The sequence below is a fragment of the Mesorhizobium sp. B2-1-1 genome (genome assembly GCF_006442975.2).
In the GTDB taxonomy this organism is placed as follows: domain Bacteria; phylum Pseudomonadota; class Alphaproteobacteria; order Rhizobiales; family Rhizobiaceae; genus Mesorhizobium.
In genome coordinates, this window is record NZ_CP083954.1 from 1210810 (window position 1) to 1229090 (window position 18281).

An 18281-nucleotide genomic window follows, 5' to 3' on the forward strand; every position below is an offset into this window, starting at 1 on the left:
CGAAGCGAAGGCGGGTGGGGTAAGCAACAAGGACCAATCCCATGCCTCGCGTTCTCGTCTCGGATAAACTTTCCACCACCGCTGTTCAGATCTTTAGGGATCGCGGCATCGAGGTCGACTATCTTCCAGATCTCGGCAAGGACAAGGAGAAGCTGCTTGAAGTGATTGACCAGTATGACGGCCTCGCCATCCGCTCGGCGACCAAGGTTACCGAGAAGCTGATCAATGCCGCCACCAGGCTCAAGGTCGTCGGCCGGGCCGGTATCGGCGTCGACAATGTCGACATACCGGCGGCCAGCCGCAAGGGCATTATCGTGATGAACACGCCGTTCGGCAATTCGATCACGACGGCCGAGCATACGGTAGCAATGATCTTCGCGCTCGCCCGCCAGATCCCGGAAGCCAACGCCTCGACGCATGCAGGCAAATGGGAAAAGAACCGCTTCATGGGCGTCGAGATCACCGGCAAGACGCTCGGCGTCATCGGCTGCGGCAATATCGGCTCGATCGTCGCCACGCGCGGCGTCGGCCTGAAGATGCATGTCGTCGCCTTCGATCCGTTCCTGTCGGACAAACGCGCCGAGGAACTTGGCGTCGACAAGGTTGAACTGGACGAGCTCTTCGCGCGCGCGGACTTCATCACGCTGCACACGCCGCTGACCGACAAGACGCGCAACATCATCGATGCCGCCGCGATCGCCAAAATGAAGGACGGCGTGCGCATCATCAACTGCGCCCGTGGCGGGCTGGTCGTCGAAGCCGACCTGGTGGCGGCGCTGAAAAGCGGCAAGGTGGCCGGCGCCGGCATCGACGTGTTCGAGGCCGAGCCGGCCGAACAGAACGCATTGTTCGGCATGGAGAATGTGGTGGCCACCCCCCATCTCGGCGCCTCGACGGCGGAGGCGCAAGAGAACGTCGCGCTGCAGGTCGCCGAACAGATGGCCGACTACCTGATCAAGGGCGCCGTCTCCAACGCCATCAACATGCCGTCGATCACCGCGGAGGAAGCGCCGCGGCTCAAGCCCTTCGTCAAGCTCGCCGAAGTGCTTGGCGCCTTTGTCGGCCAGGTCACCGAGGACCCGATCAAGGAGGTGGAAATCCTGTTCGACGGCTCGACCGCGACGATGAATACGCGCGCGCTGATCAGCGCGGCCCTTGCCGGGCTGATCAGGCCGCAGGTCGCCGACGTCAACATGGTGTCGGCGCCGATCATGGTGAAGGAGCGCGGCATCATCGTCGCCGAGGTCAAGCGCGACAAATCGGGCGTGTTCGACGGCTATATCAAGCTGACGGTCAAGACCGAGCATATGACGCGCTCGATCGCCGGCACTTGCTTCTCCGACGGCAAGCCGCGCTTCATCCAGATCAAGGGCATCAATCTCGATGCCGAGGTCGGCCAGCACATGCTCTACACGACCAATGCCGACGCGCCGGGCATTATCGGCCTGCTCGGCACGGTGTGCGGCGAGAACGGCGTCAACATCGCCAACTTCCAGCTCGGCCGCAACCGGCCGGGGGGCGATGCCATCGCGCTGCTCTATCTCGACGCACCGTTTCCGGAAAAAGTGCTGGAGCAGGTGCGGGCGCACAAATCGATCGATTCGGCCAAGCGGCTGCAGTTCGAGGTCGGCAGCGTGTAGGGCTTGTCTGCTGGGGCAATGCCGCCCCGGCAGTCTCGTCCGACGACGTGGCGGCGGTGCGCAAGGAATTGCAGTAGTCCTGCGAATTGCCGGGCGAGCCGACGCTCTCCTCAAGGCTGACGATCGGGGCGCGAAGTGAGTTTACTGGCGCCTCGGCATGGCTGCCTTGCGGCCGCTATATTCGGCAAGCGCGATGCCGCCCAGCACGAGGACGAGCGCCAACGCCTGGTAGAGCTGGAATGTCTCGCCGACGATCAGCACCGAAAGCAGGGTGCCGAAGATCGGCACCAGGTTGATGAACAGGCCGGCCCGGTTGGCGCCGATCAGCTCATTGCCCCTGATGTAGAATATCTGCGAGACGACCGAGGCGCCGATCGCGGTATAGACGATCACCGCCCAGCCGCGCGCGTCGGGAACGATGACCTTGCCGGCCACGATTTCCCATAGGAAGAACGGCAGCGAGGTGATGAGCGCGGCGAGCGACATGGCCAGCATCAGGCTCTGCCATTGCATGGCCGGCTTCAGCCGCAACCCGACCGAATAGCCACTGTAGAGAATGACCGCGACCAGCATGATGGCGTCGCCGAAATTGAGCTCCAATGTCAACAGCCGGCGCGGATCGCCGTGGCAGGCGGTCAGGATGACGCCGAAGATCGTCAGCACCACGCCCGCGATCTGCGCCCAGTTCACGCGCAGGCGGAAGAAGATGAAATTGGCTACGATGATCAGGATAGGCATCGCCGCCTGCTCGATCGAAACGTTGATCGCGGTCGTGTAATTGAGCGCCGTATAGAAGATCGTGTTGAACAAGGTGAAGCCGCTGGCGCCAAGCGCGGCGAGCACGAACCAGTGCCTGCGCACCACGGGCCAATCTCTTTTCAGCGCATTCCAGCCGATCGGCAGCAGGATCGCCACCGCCAACACCCAGCGCAGGAAGACCAGCGTCATCGGTGAGACGTGATCGACCGCCAGCTTGCCGGCCACCGAGTTGCCGCCCCACAGCAAGGTGGTGAGCAGCAGGAACATGTAGGCGCTTCGGTGCATGGCGGGTCGCAGCGGGGAGGAGGTGAATGGGGCGTGCCCGCCGGCCTATTGCCCGCGCCTGGACAAGTAAATGATGTCAAAGCTGAAAATTGTTGTGCCTCAGCCCATTTTCGGCGGCAAAGAAAGGTCGCATCGGCCTGCTCTTGACGTTATAGAGGCCTGTCGTTTCGAACCGTATCCAAGCCGCGCGGCGGCGCCTCGAAGGAAAAGAAACATGGCCAATGTGGTGGTCGTCGGCTCGCAATGGGGTGACGAAGGCAAGGGCAAGATCGTCGACTGGCTGTCGGAGCGCGCCGATGTCGTGGTGCGTTTCCAGGGCGGCCACAATGCCGGCCACACGCTGGTCGTCGACGGCAAGGTCTACAAGCTGTCGCTGTTGCCGTCGGGCGTCGTGCGGCAGGGCAAGCTGTCCATCATTGGCAATGGCGTCGTCTTCGATCCGCACGCATTCGTCGCCGAAGTGGCGAAGCTCAAGGGGCAAGGCGTCGAGGTAACGCCGGAGCGCCTGAAAATAGCCGAAAACACAGCGCTTATCCTGTCCCTGCACCGGGAACTGGACGGCTTCCGCGAGGACGCCGCCTCAAATTCCGGGACCAAGATTGGCACGACCCGCCGCGGTATCGGCCCCGCCTATGAGGACAAGGTGGGCCGGCGCGCGGTGCGGGTGATGGATCTGGCGGATTTGGAAACACTACCCTTGAAGGTCGACAGGCTGTTGACGCATCACAATGCACTGCGTCGCGGCCTTGGCCATGCCGAAGCCACGCATGACGCGGTCATGCAAGAGCTGACCTCGGTCGCCGGCGAAATCCTGCCCTACATGGACCGGGTCTGGAAGGTGCTCGACGACAAGCGCCGGGCCGGCGAGCGCATCCTGTTCGAGGGCGCGCAAGGCACGCTGCTCGACATCGATCATGGCACCTATCCGTTTGTCACCTCGTCCAACACCGTCGCCGGCCAGGCGGCAGCCGGTGCCGGCGTGGGCCCGGGCGCCATCGGCTATGTGCTTGGCATCACCAAGGCCTATACGACGCGCGTCGGCGAAGGTCCGTTCCCGACCGAGCAGCAGAACGAGATCGGTGAATTCCTCGGCACGCGCGGCCATGAATTCGGCGTCGTCACCGGCCGCAAGCGCCGCTGCGGCTGGTTCGACGCGGTGCTGGTGCGCCAGGCCGTCGCCGTCAACGGCATCAAGGGCATCGCCCTGACCAAGCTCGATGTGCTTGACGGGCTGGACGAGATCAAGGTCTGTACCGGCTACCGCCTCGACGGCGAGACGATCGACTATCTACCCGCCAGCCAGGGCGCGCAGGCCCGCGTCGAGCCAATCTACGAGACGCTGGAGGGGTGGAAAGGCACCACCGCCGGCGCGCGCAGCTGGAACGACCTTCCGGCCCAGGCCGTCAAATATGTCCGCCATATCGAGGAGTTGATCGGCGCGCCGGTCGCGCTCCTCTCCACCAGCCCGGAACGGGACGACACGATACTTGTGACCGATCCGTTTCAAGACTAGTTTCTCAAGCCTTTCCGGGCGTTACGGCTGATTTGCGGAGGCCGGTCCGGAGCACAATACAGGTCGACTGACGCATGGCGAAAGATTTCGTTTCTGCTCTGAGGGATACGATAAACAATTTTGGCGATCCTACGCCGGAGCTGCGGGCCAAAGTCTACGACAAAGCGCGCTCGACGATTGCAAAGAAGATTGCCGAGCGCGAGCCGCCGCTTTCGCCGTCGGAAGCCGAAAGGCAGAAGCGCGGCCTGGAAGACGCCATATCGAGGCTCGAGCGCGAATATGCCAAAAGCGTGCCGGAGACCGATCCGCTTGCCGAACTGGAGCACATATTTTCCTCCATCGATCGCAACAAGAACCAGTCGAACCATACCAAACAGCCGGTAAAGGCGGAGCCGGCCTGGCCGGCAGCGCCCGCCTCGAAGGCTGAACCCTACAAGCCGGCGCCCCCCGCTCCGGCGCCCGACATCTCCAGGCCTGCATCGCCTGCCGCCGAGGTCGAGCCGAACTGGCAAAAGCCCGTACCGGTGCAGCCGGCCCCGGAGTTCGACGACAGGGCTCAGCCTGGCATGGATGTGGGTCAGGACGACGAGCATGCCGATGTCTTTGCGAGCGACGAAGAGGCTGCGGCCGCCGACACTTTCCAGCGCTTGCGTCCGGCTGAACGCAAGCGCAGCTATGGCGGGCTGATTGCCGCTGCCGTTGCGTTGCTGGTCATTGCCGGCGGCGGCTATGGCATCTGGCTGAACAAGGATGCCTTCGGCAAGATGCTGGGTCTGGGCGGCGGCAGCAAGGTCGCGACGACCGAGCCGGTCAAATCGACACCCGCCAAGCCGGCGAGCGATGCGGCGGCAACGCCCCCGGCACCTGCGGCTAGCGGTGCCGAGCCCGAAGGGACACCGAAGTTCACTCAAAGACTGACACCGCAAGGAAGCGAGGTCGATCCTGGCCCGGCCGGCGGACAGAGCGGCGTGGGCGAGGGCGAGTCCGTCGCGGCGCTGACGACGCCGCCTTCAGCCACGACCACCCCGGCCTTGTCGGCTCCGGCAGGAGGCACGCCGGCCGCAGGCGCGCCCGCCGGGACCACGCCCCCTGCACCGGGCGCTGCGCCGGCGGCGCCACCCGCCAATGGGACCGCACCCGCGGCGCCGGCTGACAACGCCGCCACGCCGCCCTCGCCTGCCGGTGCGCCGACGCAAACCTCTCTGCCGGTCGGCCAGAAGGCGATCTTCTATGAGGAGCGCACCAGCACCGCGCAGGGTTCGGCCGAGCCGGGCAACATCGTCTGGTCGCTGGTGCAGGAATCGCCCGGCGGCGACCTGCCGCCTGAGCCGGCGATCCGCGCCGAGGCAACCATTCCCGGCAAGGACATCCAGTTGCGCATGACCATTCGCCGCAACACTGACCAGACTCTGCCGGCCAGCCACATCATCGAGATGATCTTCCTGACGCCCGACGGGTTCGAAGGCGGCGGCGTCGACAACATCCTGCGCGTGGCCATGAAGAGTTCCGAGCAGGATGCCGGCAGCCCGCTGATCGGCATTCCGGCCAAGATCGCCGACGGCTTCTTCCTCGTCGCGCTCAACGACACCAAGGCCGACGAGGACGCCAACCTGACGTTGCTTCGGGGACAGGACTGGATCGACGTGCCGGTCGTCTACAAGACCGGACGACGAGCGTTGCTGACGATGGAAAAAGGCATTCCCGGCGAGAAGGTGTTCGACGAGGCGATCAAGGCTTGGCAGGCGAAGACGGCGGGCTGAGCCGACGGCAACGGTCGGCTCCGGTCAGAAGCCTTGGAACAGCATGTCGAGCGCGGCGACGATGTCGTCGTGGTGCTTGGAGAGATTTCCCTCGGCATCCGGCAATTCAGTGGCCATCAAGGCAGAGCCGGCGGCCAGGAACGGGGGCTGTGTCGGGCGGCATCAACGGAATGACGACTCTCGTGTTCAGCCTCTCAAGAAGGTCGGACTGAACATCGACAAGGTAACCACTGCCTCCGGCATTCCGATGGAGATCGTAACGGGCCATCAAAACAGCGGGCGTGTGGCCTATGGCAACCCGTTCCGCTCGACATAGGCGTTGGAGCTCACAATCGCCTCAAAGTTCTCCTCTTGCCACCGACGCGTTTTTTCCGCCGCGATGGCCTTCGCAATACCCGCCTCGGCGGCGCGCGAGAGATTGATACCCGACGCTTTGGCGTCTTTGATCAGCTGAGCGTCAATGGATGTATTGACAGACTTTCGCTGAGGTTTTGTCGTCGATTGAAGCACGGAGACAGCCCTCTTTTAAGCGCATAACGTAGCGCATACCATCCTCACCCCTCCATCTCCTCGCGCAACATCTCCAGTTCGAGCCACTCTTCCTCCAGTGCCGCCAGTGTCGCGCGCTCCTTGTCGAGGGCGGCGATGGTCTTCTGGAACGAGGCCGGATCGCGCTCGTAATAGGCGGGATCGGCGATGTTGTTCTCCAGCCGCGAGATCGAGGCTGTGACCGCCTCGATCTTCTTGGGCAGCGATTCCAGCGCGAATTTCTGCTTGAACGAGAGTTTTTTTGCCGGGGCTTTGGCGGTGGCGCTGTCCGCCTTGGCCGTCGGGGCCTCGCTTGCATCCGCCTTCGCGCGCGCCTTGCGGTCGTCGAGCCTGGTACCGCCGCGCTGCGCCAGCATGTCGGAATAGCCGCCGGCATATTCGACCCAGCGGCCGCCGCCGTCCGGCGCGATGATGCTGGTGACGGTGCGGTCGAGGAAATCGCGGTCGTGGCTGACCAGGATGACCGTACCGGCAAAGCCGGCGACCAGTTCCTGCAGCAACTCCAGCGTCTCCATGTCGAGATCGTTGGTGGGCTCGTCGAGCACCAGAAGGTTGGCCGGCCGCGCCAGCACACGCGCCAGGATCAGCCTCGCGCGTTCGCCGCCGGACAGCTCGCGCACCGGCGTGCGCGCCTGTTCCGGTTTGAACAGGAAATCCTTCATGTAGGAGACGACGTGGCGCTGCTCGCCATTGATGACAAGGTTCTCGCCGCGCCCGTCGGTGAGATACTGAGCCAGCGTCTCCTGCGGATCGACCGCCTCGCGCTTCTGGTCGAGCGTGGCGATCTCCAGATTGGTGCCGAGCCGCACCGAACCGGCATCCGGCTGCAATTCTCCGGTCAGCATCTTCAGAAGCGTCGTCTTGCCGGCGCCGTTCGGCCCGACGAGGCCGACGCGGTCGCCGCGTTGGATGCGGGTCGAGAACCCCTTGACCACGGTGAGGTCGCCAAAGCTCTTCTCGATGTTCCTGGCCTCGATCACCAGCTTGCCGGATTCGGCGGCGTCGCTGGCCACCATGGTCGCGGTGCCTTCGGCGCCGCGATGGCCGCGAAAACGCTGGCGCATGGTCTGCAATTCGCCCAGGCGGCGCATGTTGCGCTTGCGCCGCGCCGTCACGCCATAACGCAGCCAGTGTTCCTCGCGCACGATCTGGCGGCCGAGCTTGTGCTGTTCGCGCTCTTCTTCCTCAAGCACCTGGTCGCGCCATTCCTCGAAATGGCCGAAGCCCTTATCCAGCCGGCGCGTCTGGCCCCGGTCGAGCCACACGGTGGCGCGCGAGACGCGCTCAAGGAAACGGCGGTCGTGCGAGATGACGATGAGGGCCGAGGAGGTGCGGACGAGTTCCTCTTCCAGCCATTCGATCACCGAGAGATCGAGGTGGTTGGTCGGCTCATCGAGCAGCAGGATATCAGGCTCGGGCGCCATGACGCGGGCAAGGGCGGCGCGCCTGGCCTCGCCGCCGGAGAGGTCGCCCGGCTGCTCCTCGCCCGAGAGGCCGAGGTGCTCCATCAGGTAGCTGGCGCGATAAGGATCGTCGGCGGGACCGAGCCCGGCCTCGACATAGGCGCGCACGGTTGCGAAGCCGTCCATGTCGGGCATTTGCGGCAGATAGCGGACGGTCGCCGATGGCTGGCGGAACACCTCGCCGTCCTGCGGCTCGATCAGGCCGGCGGCGATCTTGAGCAGCGTCGACTTGCCGGACCCGTTGCGGCCGACCAGCGCGATCTTGTCGCCTGCCGACGCAGCCAAGTCGGCGCCGTCGAGCAGGGGCGTGCCGCCGAACGTCAGTTTTATTCCGTCGAGATTGAGAAGAGGCGGCGCCATGTCAGCTTTCTGGCAAGGGATAGGGATGGGCGAGCAGCAGCGCGCGCCCCGCTCCCAGCGCGATCTCGAGCCTGCCCTTGACCTCATTAGAGATGGTCAGCGATGAGCCGAACGCGACCTTGACGCGGTCAAGCGGCCATTTCGCGCCGGCGACGGTCAGCCCGGCAAGCTCGGAAAAACCCAGGATCGAGAACAGGGTGCCGTCTGTATAGTCGAAGTGGACCGTGCCGTGCGCCAGGGGCACGCCTTCCTGCGCGCCGCTGGTCAACAGCACCTTTGTCCCGGCCCCGGCCAGCCGCAGGGCGAGCGCCATGTGCAGGAAGGCATGGTCGGCGCGTTTGCCGCCGAAGGCGCCGGCAAGCACGAGGCTGGTCGCGCCGCGCTCCAGGGCGGCCGATATCGCGAGTTCGCCATCGGTGGCGTCCTTCTCTGCCGGGAAGGTTCGGCGCGGCACGGCGGCCAACTCATCCGGCAGGCCGGCGGGCACGGAATCGAAATCGCCGACCCACAGTTCCGGCACAAGGCCGAGCGTCCTCGCATGGCCGATGCCGGCATCGGCGGCGATGACGCGGGTCCCCTCGACCTGACGGTCGAGCCGTGGCGTGCGGATGAGGTCGCCGCCAAGCAGGATGGTGAATGTGCTCATATCGTGTGGCCCTTACCAGCCCGACAGCGGAAACGGAAGGCCGGCAAACAGCCACTTGCGCGGTTCACCGGCCGGGCCTATGTGTCGAGGCGCTCTAACGGGGTGCCGGACGCGATATTCGCGGACCGGCTGAGAGGCAGTCTCGCCAACCCGCTGAACCTGATCCGGTTTGTACCGGCGGAGGGATTAGACGTTTCGGACAGTCCGACGCCTCAATTCCTTTAACCCGAACGAAGGAGGCGCCGATGCGCACGCTTTTATACGCCCTTGTCTCTGCAATGGTCGTGGTTCTGTCCGGGCCGGCCTTAGCCAAGGACAAGCTCACCGTCTACACTTATGAGAGCTTTACCGCCGACTGGGGCCCCGGCCCGGTGGTGAAGAAGGAATTCGAGGCCGAATGCGGCTGCGATGTCGACTTCGTCTCGGTTGCCGACGGCGTCGCGCTGCTCAACCGCGTCAAGCTGGAAGGGGCCGCGACTAAGGCCGACATCGTGCTTGGCCTCGACACCAATCTCACCGCCGATGCCAAGGCCACTGGCCTGTTTGCGCCGCATGGCGCCGTGACCGGGCTCAATGTGCCGGGCGGCTGGAACGACGACATCTTTGTCCCGTACGACTATGGCTATTTCGCCGTCGTCTATGACACGCAGAAGCTGAAGACGCCGCCCAAGAGCCTGAAGGAATTGGTCGAGGGCAGTGCCGACGACAAGATCGTCATCCAGGATCCGCGCACATCGACGCCGGGCCTCGGCCTGCTGTTGTGGGTGAAGTCGGTCTATGGCGACAAGGCGCCGGAGGCCTGGGCCAAGCTCAAGGCAAAGGTCTTGACCGTGACGCCGGGCTGGAGCGAGGCCTACGGCCTGTTCACCAAGGGCGAGGTGCCGATGGTGTTGTCCTACACGACCTCGCCCGCCTACCACATGGTTGCCGAGAACACCGAGCGCTACCAGGCCGCTTCCTTCGAGGAGGGCGAATATCTGCAGATCGAGGTCGCCGGCATCACCACGACGGGAGCCAAAAATCCGCTGGCGGAAAAGTTCATTGCCTTCATGACGGGGCCGAAATTCCAGGATGCCATCCCCGAGACCAACTGGATGTTCCCGGCCGGCAAGACGGACAAGCCGCTCAATCCCGCCTTCGACAGACTGGTCAAACCGACCAAGACCTTGCTGTTCAGCCCCGAGGAGGTCGCGGCCAACCGCAAGGCATGGGTGGATGAATGGCTGGCGGTGATGAGCAAGTAGTTTGGTCGTATGATCGAATGATGAGTGCTCTACGGCGCCCCCCTCTGTCCTGCCGGACATCTCCCCCACAAGGGGGGAGATTGGCCGTCACGACGGCTTTCGCCAATTGGCGACGTCACAGGAGAGGGTGGAGCGCTGAAGCAGCCAATCTCCCCCCAAGTGGGGGAGATGTCCGGCAGGACAGAGGGGGGCGCGAAGGAACGCGACGCTCGCTAAAGGTCCTTTGGGTGGCGCAGCGTGCAGCGCGCGTCTGACCCCCGCATCTCCGCCGGCATCCTCGCGCTTGCGGCGATCGCGCTGCTGATCGGCGGCGCGTTTGCGGGTCTTCTTTTCGAAGGCGCGAACGATTTCTCCGGAGCCTGGGCAGCCTTCGATGCTTATCTCCTGCGCGTCGTGCGCTTTACGTTGTGGCAGGCGGCGCTTTCGACGCTGCTGTCGGTGGCGCCGGCCCTGTTCGTGGCTCGCGCGCTGTCGCGGCATCCGCACTTTCCCGGCCGCGGCTTCATCCTCCAGCTCTTCGCCCTGCCGTTGGCGCTGCCGGCGATCGTGGCGGCGCTCGGCATCCTGGCGCTCTATGGCCGCGCCGGCTATTTCGCCGGCTTTCTTGGTGCCGTCGGCGGTTACAATTGGCCGGGCATCTATGGCCTCTCCGGCATCCTCGTTGCTCATGTCTTCTTCAACCTGCCGCTGGCCACGCGGCTGTTCCTCGAAGCGCTGCAAACCATCCAAGCCGACCAATGGCGGCTGGCGAGCCAGCTCGGCATGGGTGCCGCACCGGCTTTCCGGCTGATCGAGTGGCCGACACTGCGCGCCGCTCTGCCGGGCGTCGCCGGCCTGGTGTTCATGCTCTGCATCACATCCTTCACGATCGTGTTGACGCTGGGCGGTGGCCCCGGCGCGACGACGCTGGAGGTCGGCATCTACCAGGCGCTGCGTTTCGATTTCGATCCCGCGCGGGCGGTGGCGCTGACGCTGCTGCAGATCGCGCTGACCTTTGTCGTGGTGCTGGCGTTGACGCGGCTCGGCGCCAACACCACCGGTGACGCCAATCTGCCGGTGGCGCCGCGCCGCTACGTCTCGGCCGGCAGGACCGAGACCGCGCTGAATGCCGCGCTCGTCGTGCTGGCCCTTTTGTTCGTCGCCGGGCCGATGACGGCGACGGTGATGTCAGGCCTCGGCGCCGACCTCGGTCGTCTCGCCGGCGAAGCGGCGGTGCGGCAGGCGACGCTGACCAGCGCCGTGCTGGCTTTCCTGTCGGCGCTGCTGTCGGTTGCGCTGTCGCTTTCGCTCACCATGGCGCGCCGCGTGCTGGCCCTGAAGCGCCGCTCCGGTCCGCGGACCGTGCTCGAACACGCCACCGACACCGGTGCCGGCTTCGTCCTGGTCGTGCCGCCCATCGTCATCGGCGCCGGCTGGTTCCTTCTGCTGCGCCATGTCGGCGATGTCTTTGCCATAGCCCCGGTCATGGTCGTCACTGTCAATGCAGTCATGGCGATGCCTTTCGCCATCCGTGCCATCCGCCCCGCCTATGATGCGGCGAGCGAGCGCCATGAGCGGCTCTGCGCGCTTCTGGGAATAGCGGGCTGGGCCCGGTTGCGGCTGGTCGACTGGCCCTCGCTGCGACGGCCGCTGGCCACCGCCTTCGCGTTTGCCATGGCGCTGTCGCTTGGCGATCTCGGCGTCATCGCATTGTTCGGCAGTGATTCCGTGCAGACCTTGCCCTACCTTCTCCTGGCGCGCATGGGCAGCTACCGTACCGAGGACGCCGCCGGCCTGGCGCTGCTGCTCGGTCTGGTCTGCCTTGCGCTTGTGGTGGCGGCGAGCGGGCTGGGAAGGGGAGAACGAGACTGATGGCTGCGGGCGCCACCAATGGTGCGACAAGGGGAGCCGAGGTGCGGCTGGACACGGTCTCGTTCAGCTACGGCGACGCGCCGCTCGTTTTCGATGTCGATTTCGCCGCGTCGAAAATTACCGCCATCATGGGGCCGAGCGGCTCGGGCAAGTCGACGCTGCTCAATCTGGTGGCGGGCTTCGAGACGCCGCAGGCTGGCCGCGTGCTGATCGGCGGCGCCGATGTCGGCGCGGCGCCGCCTTCGGCGCGGCCCGTGTCGATGGTGTTCCAGGAAAACAATCTTTTTGCCCATCTTTCGGTCGAAGAGAATGTCGGGCTCGGCCGCTCGCCCTCGCTGCGGCTGACCGAGGCCGACGGCGCTGACATCGCGGAGGCGATCGCGCGCACCGGCCTCGCGGGCAAGGAAAGACGCCTGCCGCGCGAACTTTCGGGAGGCGAACGCCAGCGTGTCGCATTGGCGCGCGTGCTGGTTCGCAACCGCCCGGTGCTTCTTCTGGACGAGCCTTTCGCTTCACTCGGACCGGCCTTGCGCGACGACATGCTCGATCTTGTCGCCGACGTGCATGCCGAGCGGGGCATGACGCTGCTGTTCGTTACGCACCAGCCACAGGACGCACGCCGTATTTGTGAGGAGGTGGTGTTCCTCGACAACGGCATGGTTGCCGCCAAGGGCAAGGCGGATGATTTCTTTGCCGGGGCTGGTCCTGAAGTTTTCCGGCGCTATGTTGGCACAAGCGCCTGGGAGGCTGGATCACGAGATATTGCCCGGAAGCGGACATAATTTACGCTCAAACCGGCTCCTGGCGACGGGGCGATTGCTTGCCTTGACAGAGGTAGTGTGGCTAGGTCCGCCCTGTACCGGTCCGGTGCAGGCCGTGATTTGCCTGCGGCATCCGCCGCGCGTTGGTATGGCGTGGATGCTGTAATGCTTTGATTTGCGCATGAGCCCTTGCGAGGATCGCCCCGATTTTCGCGGGCATGCGCCAGACCCGAAAGGAAGCCGTTCTGCCGACCGGCACGGAAAGACCAAGAGGGAAAATGCTGGCGCGCTTTCTGGCGCTGGCCGGCTTTGTCGTGGCCCTGGCAAGCTGCCAGATGTTCACACCTCCGGAAGTCCAGGAATCCGGCTTCCAGCCTTCCGACAAACCGATCACGGTCGACAATGTCGCGGCCAATAACAAATTGGCCGAACTGGCCAAGGCGCAGCATCCACGCATCCTGGCGACCTATGGCGGCGAATACTCCGATCCCAAGCTCGAGCGCATGGTCGCCAAGGTCGTAGGCAGCCTGACGGTGGTGTCGGCCAACCCGACCCAGACCTATCGTATCACCATCCTCAATTCGCCCAACGTCAATGCCTTCGCACTGCCGGGCGGCTACCTCTACGTCACGCGCGGCCTGCTGGCCCTGGCCAATGATTCGGCCGAGCTCGCCGCCGTCATCGCGCATGAGATGGGCCACGTCACCGCCAACCACGGCCTGCAGCGCCAGCAGCTCGAGGCCGAGGAGGGGCTCGCCACCAAGGTTGTTTCCGACGTGCTCGGCGACAGCCCGACCGCCAAGGCGGCGCTGATCCGCGGCAAGCTGAGACTGGCGCAGTTTTCGCGCAACCAGGAACTGGAAGCCGACGCGATCGGCATCAAGTCGATCGGCGAAGCCGGCTACGATCCTTACGCCGCCGGCCGCTTCTTGCAGTCCATGTCGGCCTACACCGATTTCCGCTCGATCAGCGGCGCCACCGACGCCAGCCTCGATTTCCTGGCAACGCATCCCAATACGCCGCAGCGTATCGACCTTGCGCAACGCCATGCCCGCCAGTTCGGCCCGCCGGGCGTCGGCACCCGCGATCGCGACGCCTTCCTCGCCGGGATAGACGGCCTGCTCTACGGCGACACGCCGGAAGAAGGGTATGTGCGCGGCGAGACCTTTCTGCATCCGGGCCTGGGCGTGTCCTTCTCGGTGCCGGAGGGCTTCATCATCGACAATTCGGCCGCCGCCGTGACGGCGACCGGGCCGGGCGACATTGCGATCCGCTTCGACGGCGTGTCGATCGACAAGAACCGTGCGCTGACCGATTATATCAGGAGCGGCTGGGTGGCCGGTCTCGACGACGCGAGCGTCAGGCAGGAAACGATCAACGGCAACGAGGCGGCGACGGCGCATGCAGGCGCCGAAGGCTGGCAGTTCGATATCGCGGTAATCCGCGCCGGCGGCCAGGTCTACCGGCTGCTGACGGCGGCACCATCCGCCAGCACGTCGCTCGACACCGTGGCGCGTTCCGTCAGCGGCTCGTTCCGCATTCTGAGTGCCGCCGAAAAGGCGGCGCTGAAGCCGCTGCATATCCGCGTGGTCACCGTCCAGCCGGGGCAGACGATGGGTTCGCTTTCGGCGCAGATGGTCGGCGTCGACCGCAAACTCGACCTGTTCCGGGTGCTCAACGCGCTGTCGCCGGGGGCTGCGGTTTCGGCCGGCGACAAGGTCAAGATCGTCACCGACAAATAGCTATTGTCGGCGCTAACTCGCTCTCCCGTTTTCGCAATTCCCGGACGGGAACCGTTACACACTTTCCCACTTAGGCGGCGGTGGCGAGGAATTCCGGGTTCTGCTTCACCAGCGCCACTTTCAGCTTTTCCATGGCGCGGGCCTCGATCTGGCGCACGCGTTCCTTGGAAATGCCAAGCGTCTCGCCGAGCGCTTCGAGCGTCGCGCCCTCGTCGCTCAGCCGACGCTCCTCGATGATGCGCAGCTCACGCGCGTTGAGTGCGGCAAGCGCCGCCTTCAGCCATATCGAGCGGCGTTCGATATCGATGGTGTCGCTGACGACCTCGTCGGGCAAGGGATCGTCCGACACGAGGAAGTCCATCCGCTCGGTCGCGCCCCCATCGTCGGCAAGCGGGACATTGAGGGAGGAGTCGGGCGCCGAGAGCCGCGAATCCATCAGCGCGACATCGGCTTCGGAGACGCCGAGGGCCGCTGAAACCTCGCGGTACAACGTCCTGTTCGACAGCGGCTCCGCGGCGCCGTTCGCCAGCCGGGCGCGCAGGCGCCGCAGGTTGAAGAACAGAGCCTTTTGCGCCGAGCTGGTGCCGCCGCGCACGATCGACCAGTTGCGCAGGATGTAGTCCTGCATCGAGGCCCGGATCCACCAGGTCGCATAGGTCGAAAACCGCACTTCGCGCTCCGGCTCGAAACGGGCCGCGGCCTCGAGCAGGCCGACATGGCCCTCCTGGACCAGATCGCCAAGCGGCAGGCCGTAATGACGGAATTTGGAGGCCATGGAAATGACCAGGCGCATATGCGCCACGGTGATGCTGTGCAGCGCGTTCTGGTCGTTGTCCTTTTTCCAGCGCAGCGCCAGCCGCAACTCCTCGTCGCGTTCGAGATAGGGAGCCCTCATTGCCGCGCGGACCATGATCCGTCCTGCCGTGTCTTCCATCATGAGGCACTCCCTGGCTCTGGCGATACGGATGTCATTTCGAAACCCGGCAGCCGCTCGACTTGAAATGACGGCGTCCTGCCCTACAACGAACGCAAAACGTGCCATGCGCGGGAAAGGTTCCGCCGCCGGCGGCGCGGCGTGGAGGCTGCGCGAAAAAACTCCGGGCGGGTTCGAGGCACCGCCAGAAACGTCAGTGGTAGAATCCGATTCCGAATAATGGATGTTTTTGAAATCTCATTCCTTATTTTTTCAACTCACATCTGTCAATTTCCAGCGCTCACACACCATGCCGGATATCAGGCCAGGACGGGATCACAGAAAAATGAAATGGCTCAAGTCGCTCATCGTCGCCGGAACTTTGCAGGTTCTGGCTGTTACCGCAGGCTATGCCGGCGCCAATCTCGACCAGATCAAGCAGGCCGGCGTCATCAAGGTCGGCACGGAGGGCACCTACGCACCCTTTACCTATCATGATGCCGGCGGAGCGCTGGTCGGCTTCGATGTCGAAATCGCCAAGGCGATCGGCGACAAGCTCGGCGTGAAGGTAGAGTTCCTCGAGGGCAAATGGGACGGGCTGATCGCGGGCCTCGATGCCAATCGCTATGACGCGGTCATCAACGAAGTCGGCATCACCGACGCCCGCAAGGCGAAATACGATTTCTCCGACCCCTACATCGCCTCCAAGGCAGTGCTGATCGTGCGCGGCGACAATACCGACATCAAGAGTTTCGCCGATCTCAAGGGCAAGAAGTCGGCGCAGTCGCTGACTTCGAATTTCGGCAAACTGGCCGAGGCCAACGGCGCCGAACTGGTCGGCACCGACGGGTTCGACCAGTCGATCCAGCTGCTTCTGACCGGCCGCGCCGACGCAACCATCAATGACAGCCTGTCCTTCCTCGACTTCAAGAAGCACAAGCCGGATGCCAATGTGAAGATCGCGGCCCAGGAAGAGAACGCCGACTATTCCGGCGTCATCGTTCGCAAGGGCGACCCGGAACTGGTTGCCGCGATCAACAAGGCGCTGGCCGACATCAAGGCAGACGGCACCTATCAGAAGATCGCAGACAAGTATTTCGGCCAGGACGTTTCGAAGTAATTTACGGCCGGGCCGTTGGCGGCCCGCGCGACATCGCCCGGCGGCGGACCGTTTTGACGGCCCGCCGCCTTTCGCGTGATATACGGCAGTCGCAAGAAGGAGCCTTTCGTGCCGCACTGGCTGCAACTCATGCTGGAATCGCTGCCTTCGCTGCTATGGGCCGCGTTGATCTTCACCGTACCGCTGACGCTCCTGTCCTTTGTGCTTGGCTTGAGCGTCGGTCTCGGAACCGCGCTGATCCGGCTCTTCGGGCCAATGCCCCTGGTCGCGGTGGCGCGCTTCTACGTGTGGATATTCCGCGGCACGCCGCTCTTGGTGCAGCTGTTCCTGATCTTCTACGGCCTGCCCTCGGTCGGCATCCTGCTTGACGCGTTCCCCGCGGCGTTGATCGGCTTCACGCTCAATATCGGCGCCTATTCGTCGGAAATCATTCGCGCGGCGATAGGCGCGGTGCCAAAGGGGCAATGGGAGGCGGCCTATTCGATCGGCATGACCTGGAGCCAGGCGATGCGCCGCACCATCTTGCCGCAGGCTGGGCGCGTGGCGGTGCCGCCGCTCTCCAACACCTTCATCTCGCTGGTCAAGGACACGTCGCTGGCCGCCGCCATCACCGTGCCGGAAATGTTCCAGGCCGCGCAGCGCATCGTCGCCACCACCTATGAGCCGCTGATCCTCTATGTCGAGGCGGCGATCCTCTATCTGGCGATGAGTTCGGTGCTGTCGGCCTTGCAGACGCGGCTGGAGGCGCGGCTCAATCGCTATGGCGGGTTCCTGGAGGCGCGCTCGTGATCGACCTTGCCAACATCGAAAAGCGCTTCGGCGACAATCTCGTGCTGAAGGGCGTGACGGTTGCCATTGCCGAAGGCAGCGTCACCGCGCTGGTCGGTCCTTCGGGTGGTGGCAAAAGTACGCTGCTGCGCTGCATCAACCTGCTTGAGATCCCAACTTCGGGCACAGTGCGTATCGGCGATCAGGCGCTGGAGTTCCATCCGGGAGCGAAGGTGGCGGCCCGGGACATTCAGCGGCTGCGGCTGCAGACCGGCATGGTGTTCCAGAACTTCCAACTGTTCCCGCATCGCACCGCGATCGAGAACGTCATGGAAGGGCTGGTGACGGTGCTGAAGTGGCCCCAGGCACGGGCGCGCGAACGGGCGCTCGCGCTGCTGGAAAAGGTCGGCATGGCGCACAAGGTCGATGCCTGGCCGGCAACGCTGTCGGGCGGCCAGCAGCAGCGGGTAGCGATCGCCCGGGCGCTGGCGCCGTCGCCAAAGGTGCTTTTGTGCGACGAGCCGACCTCCGCGCTCGACCCGGAACTGGCGCAGGAAGTCGTCGACGTGCTCGGCCGGCTCGCCAGCGAGGGGACGACGATGGTGATGGCCACGCACGATCTGCGGCTTGCTTCAAAGATCGCTCGCGAGGTGGTGTTCCTCGAGGCCGGCATTGTCGTCGAAAAGGGCCCCGCGGCGGTGCTGTTCGGCAATCCGGAGCGCGAACGGACAAGACGGTTCATCGCGACGCTAAAGCAGGAAATGGCGGAGAAGGAGGGTGGGGGAGAAGGCGGCAATTTCTCGTCCTAGGCCTGCGCTGCGCTTGCTCCCTGCCGGGCATTTATCCTCGTGAGCCGCCGTCAGGCACGGTGTTTCTATTTCGATGGACGGGCGTGTCCATGCGCTGC

Annotated in this window: 16 protein-coding genes and 1 riboswitch; of the genes, 10 read left to right on the forward strand and 6 right to left on the reverse strand. The window is 64.6% G+C overall.

Translation table 11 applies throughout. From position 1 onward, the window contains the following. Positions 1-41: 41 nt before the first annotated feature. Positions 42-1640, forward strand: a complete 1599-nt coding sequence (serA, locus tag FJ972_RS05870) for a phosphoglycerate dehydrogenase (protein ID WP_140493279.1) — start codon at positions 42-44, stop codon at positions 1638-1640. Between the two features lie 141 nt (positions 1641-1781). On the opposite strand, the gene FJ972_RS05875 is transcribed toward serA, so the two are convergent. Beyond that, complete coding sequence (locus FJ972_RS05875; RefSeq protein ID WP_140525055.1) at positions 1782-2684, reverse strand: DMT family transporter; 903 nt, start codon at positions 2682-2684, stop codon at positions 1782-1784. Between the two features lie 214 nt (positions 2685-2898). Here FJ972_RS05875 and FJ972_RS05880 point away from each other — a divergent pair, with 214 nt between their 5' ends. Together FJ972_RS05880 and FJ972_RS05885 are read left to right on the forward strand one after the other, a co-directional pair. Next, the gene (locus FJ972_RS05880) at positions 2899-4197 is read left to right on the forward strand and encodes an adenylosuccinate synthase (RefSeq protein ID WP_140493285.1); all 1299 of its coding nucleotides are present in this window, start codon (positions 2899-2901) and stop codon (positions 4195-4197) included. A gap of 74 nt (positions 4198-4271) precedes the next feature. Then, on the forward strand, positions 4272-5957 hold the full coding sequence (locus FJ972_RS05885; protein WP_140525056.1) for a hypothetical protein: 1686 nt from the start codon (positions 4272-4274) through the stop codon (positions 5955-5957). Positions 5958-6063: 106 nt separating this feature from the next. Here FJ972_RS05885 and FJ972_RS05890 read toward each other — a convergent pair whose 3' ends face one another. The 4 genes from FJ972_RS05890 to FJ972_RS05905 are packed head-to-tail and all read right to left on the reverse strand — an operon-like array spanning position 6064 to position 8975. Beyond that, positions 6064-6225 (reverse strand): CcdB family protein, encoded by a 162-nt coding sequence (locus tag FJ972_RS05890; protein ID WP_319023023.1) that lies wholly within the window; start codon positions 6223-6225, stop codon positions 6064-6066. A gap of 20 nt (positions 6226-6245) precedes the next feature. Continuing rightward, positions 6246-6467, reverse strand: coding sequence for a type II toxin-antitoxin system CcdA family antitoxin (locus tag FJ972_RS05895; protein WP_140525057.1), 222 nt, complete (start codon positions 6465-6467; stop codon positions 6246-6248). 44 nt (positions 6468-6511) lie between these two features. Then, on the reverse strand, positions 6512-8329 hold the full coding sequence (locus tag FJ972_RS05900) for an ABC-F family ATP-binding cassette domain-containing protein (protein WP_140525058.1): 1818 nt from the start codon (positions 8327-8329) through the stop codon (positions 6512-6514). 1 nt (position 8330) lies between these two features. Further along, a complete protein-coding gene (locus tag FJ972_RS05905) occupies positions 8331-8975 on the reverse strand; it encodes a thiamine diphosphokinase (RefSeq protein ID WP_140525059.1) in 645 nt (214 codons plus the stop codon). Between the two features lie 88 nt (positions 8976-9063). Then, a riboswitch (TPP riboswitch) is annotated at positions 9064-9178 on the forward strand. Positions 9179-9220: 42 nt separating this feature from the next. Here FJ972_RS05905 and thiB point away from each other — a divergent pair. From thiB to FJ972_RS05925, 4 genes are all read left to right on the forward strand, one after another. Further along, complete coding sequence (gene thiB / locus FJ972_RS05910; protein ID WP_140525060.1) at positions 9221-10219, forward strand: thiamine ABC transporter substrate binding subunit; 999 nt, start codon at positions 9221-9223, stop codon at positions 10217-10219. 237 nt (positions 10220-10456) lie between these two features. Then, a complete protein-coding gene (gene thiP / locus FJ972_RS05915; protein ID WP_140525062.1) occupies positions 10457-12070 on the forward strand; it encodes a thiamine/thiamine pyrophosphate ABC transporter permease in 1614 nt (537 codons plus the stop codon). Then, positions 12070-12852 carry a thiamine ABC transporter ATP-binding protein gene (gene thiQ / locus FJ972_RS05920; protein WP_140525063.1) on the forward strand — a complete coding sequence of 261 codons (783 nt, stop codon included), beginning with the start codon at positions 12070-12072 and terminating at the stop codon, positions 12850-12852. Before thiP ends, thiQ begins: the two co-directional genes overlap by 1 nt. 257 nt (positions 12853-13109) lie before the next feature. After that, complete coding sequence (locus tag FJ972_RS05925) at positions 13110-14573, forward strand: M48 family metalloprotease (RefSeq protein WP_140493312.1); 1464 nt, start codon at positions 13110-13112, stop codon at positions 14571-14573. Between the two features lie 70 nt (positions 14574-14643). On the opposite strand, the gene FJ972_RS05930 is transcribed toward FJ972_RS05925, so the two are convergent. Next, on the reverse strand, positions 14644-15510 hold the full coding sequence (locus FJ972_RS05930; protein WP_140493315.1) for an RNA polymerase factor sigma-32: 867 nt from the start codon (positions 15508-15510) through the stop codon (positions 14644-14646). A 322-nt stretch (positions 15511-15832) separates the two neighbouring features. Here FJ972_RS05930 and FJ972_RS05935 point away from each other — a divergent pair, with 322 nt between their 5' ends. The 3 genes from FJ972_RS05935 (at position 15833) to FJ972_RS05945 (ending at position 18183) form a co-directional block, all read left to right on the forward strand. After that, complete coding sequence (locus FJ972_RS05935; protein ID WP_140493318.1) at positions 15833-16606, forward strand: amino acid ABC transporter substrate-binding protein; 774 nt, start codon at positions 15833-15835, stop codon at positions 16604-16606. 108 nt (positions 16607-16714) lie between these two features. Next, entirely contained in the window at positions 16715-17395 is a 681-nt protein-coding gene (locus FJ972_RS05940) for an ABC transporter permease subunit (RefSeq protein ID WP_140517571.1), read from the forward strand. Continuing rightward, on the forward strand, positions 17392-18183 hold the full coding sequence (locus FJ972_RS05945) for an amino acid ABC transporter ATP-binding protein (protein WP_140517572.1): 792 nt from the start codon (positions 17392-17394) through the stop codon (positions 18181-18183). The genes FJ972_RS05940 and FJ972_RS05945 overlap by 4 nt, the downstream gene beginning before the upstream one ends. Positions 18184-18281: the final 98 nt, after the last annotated feature.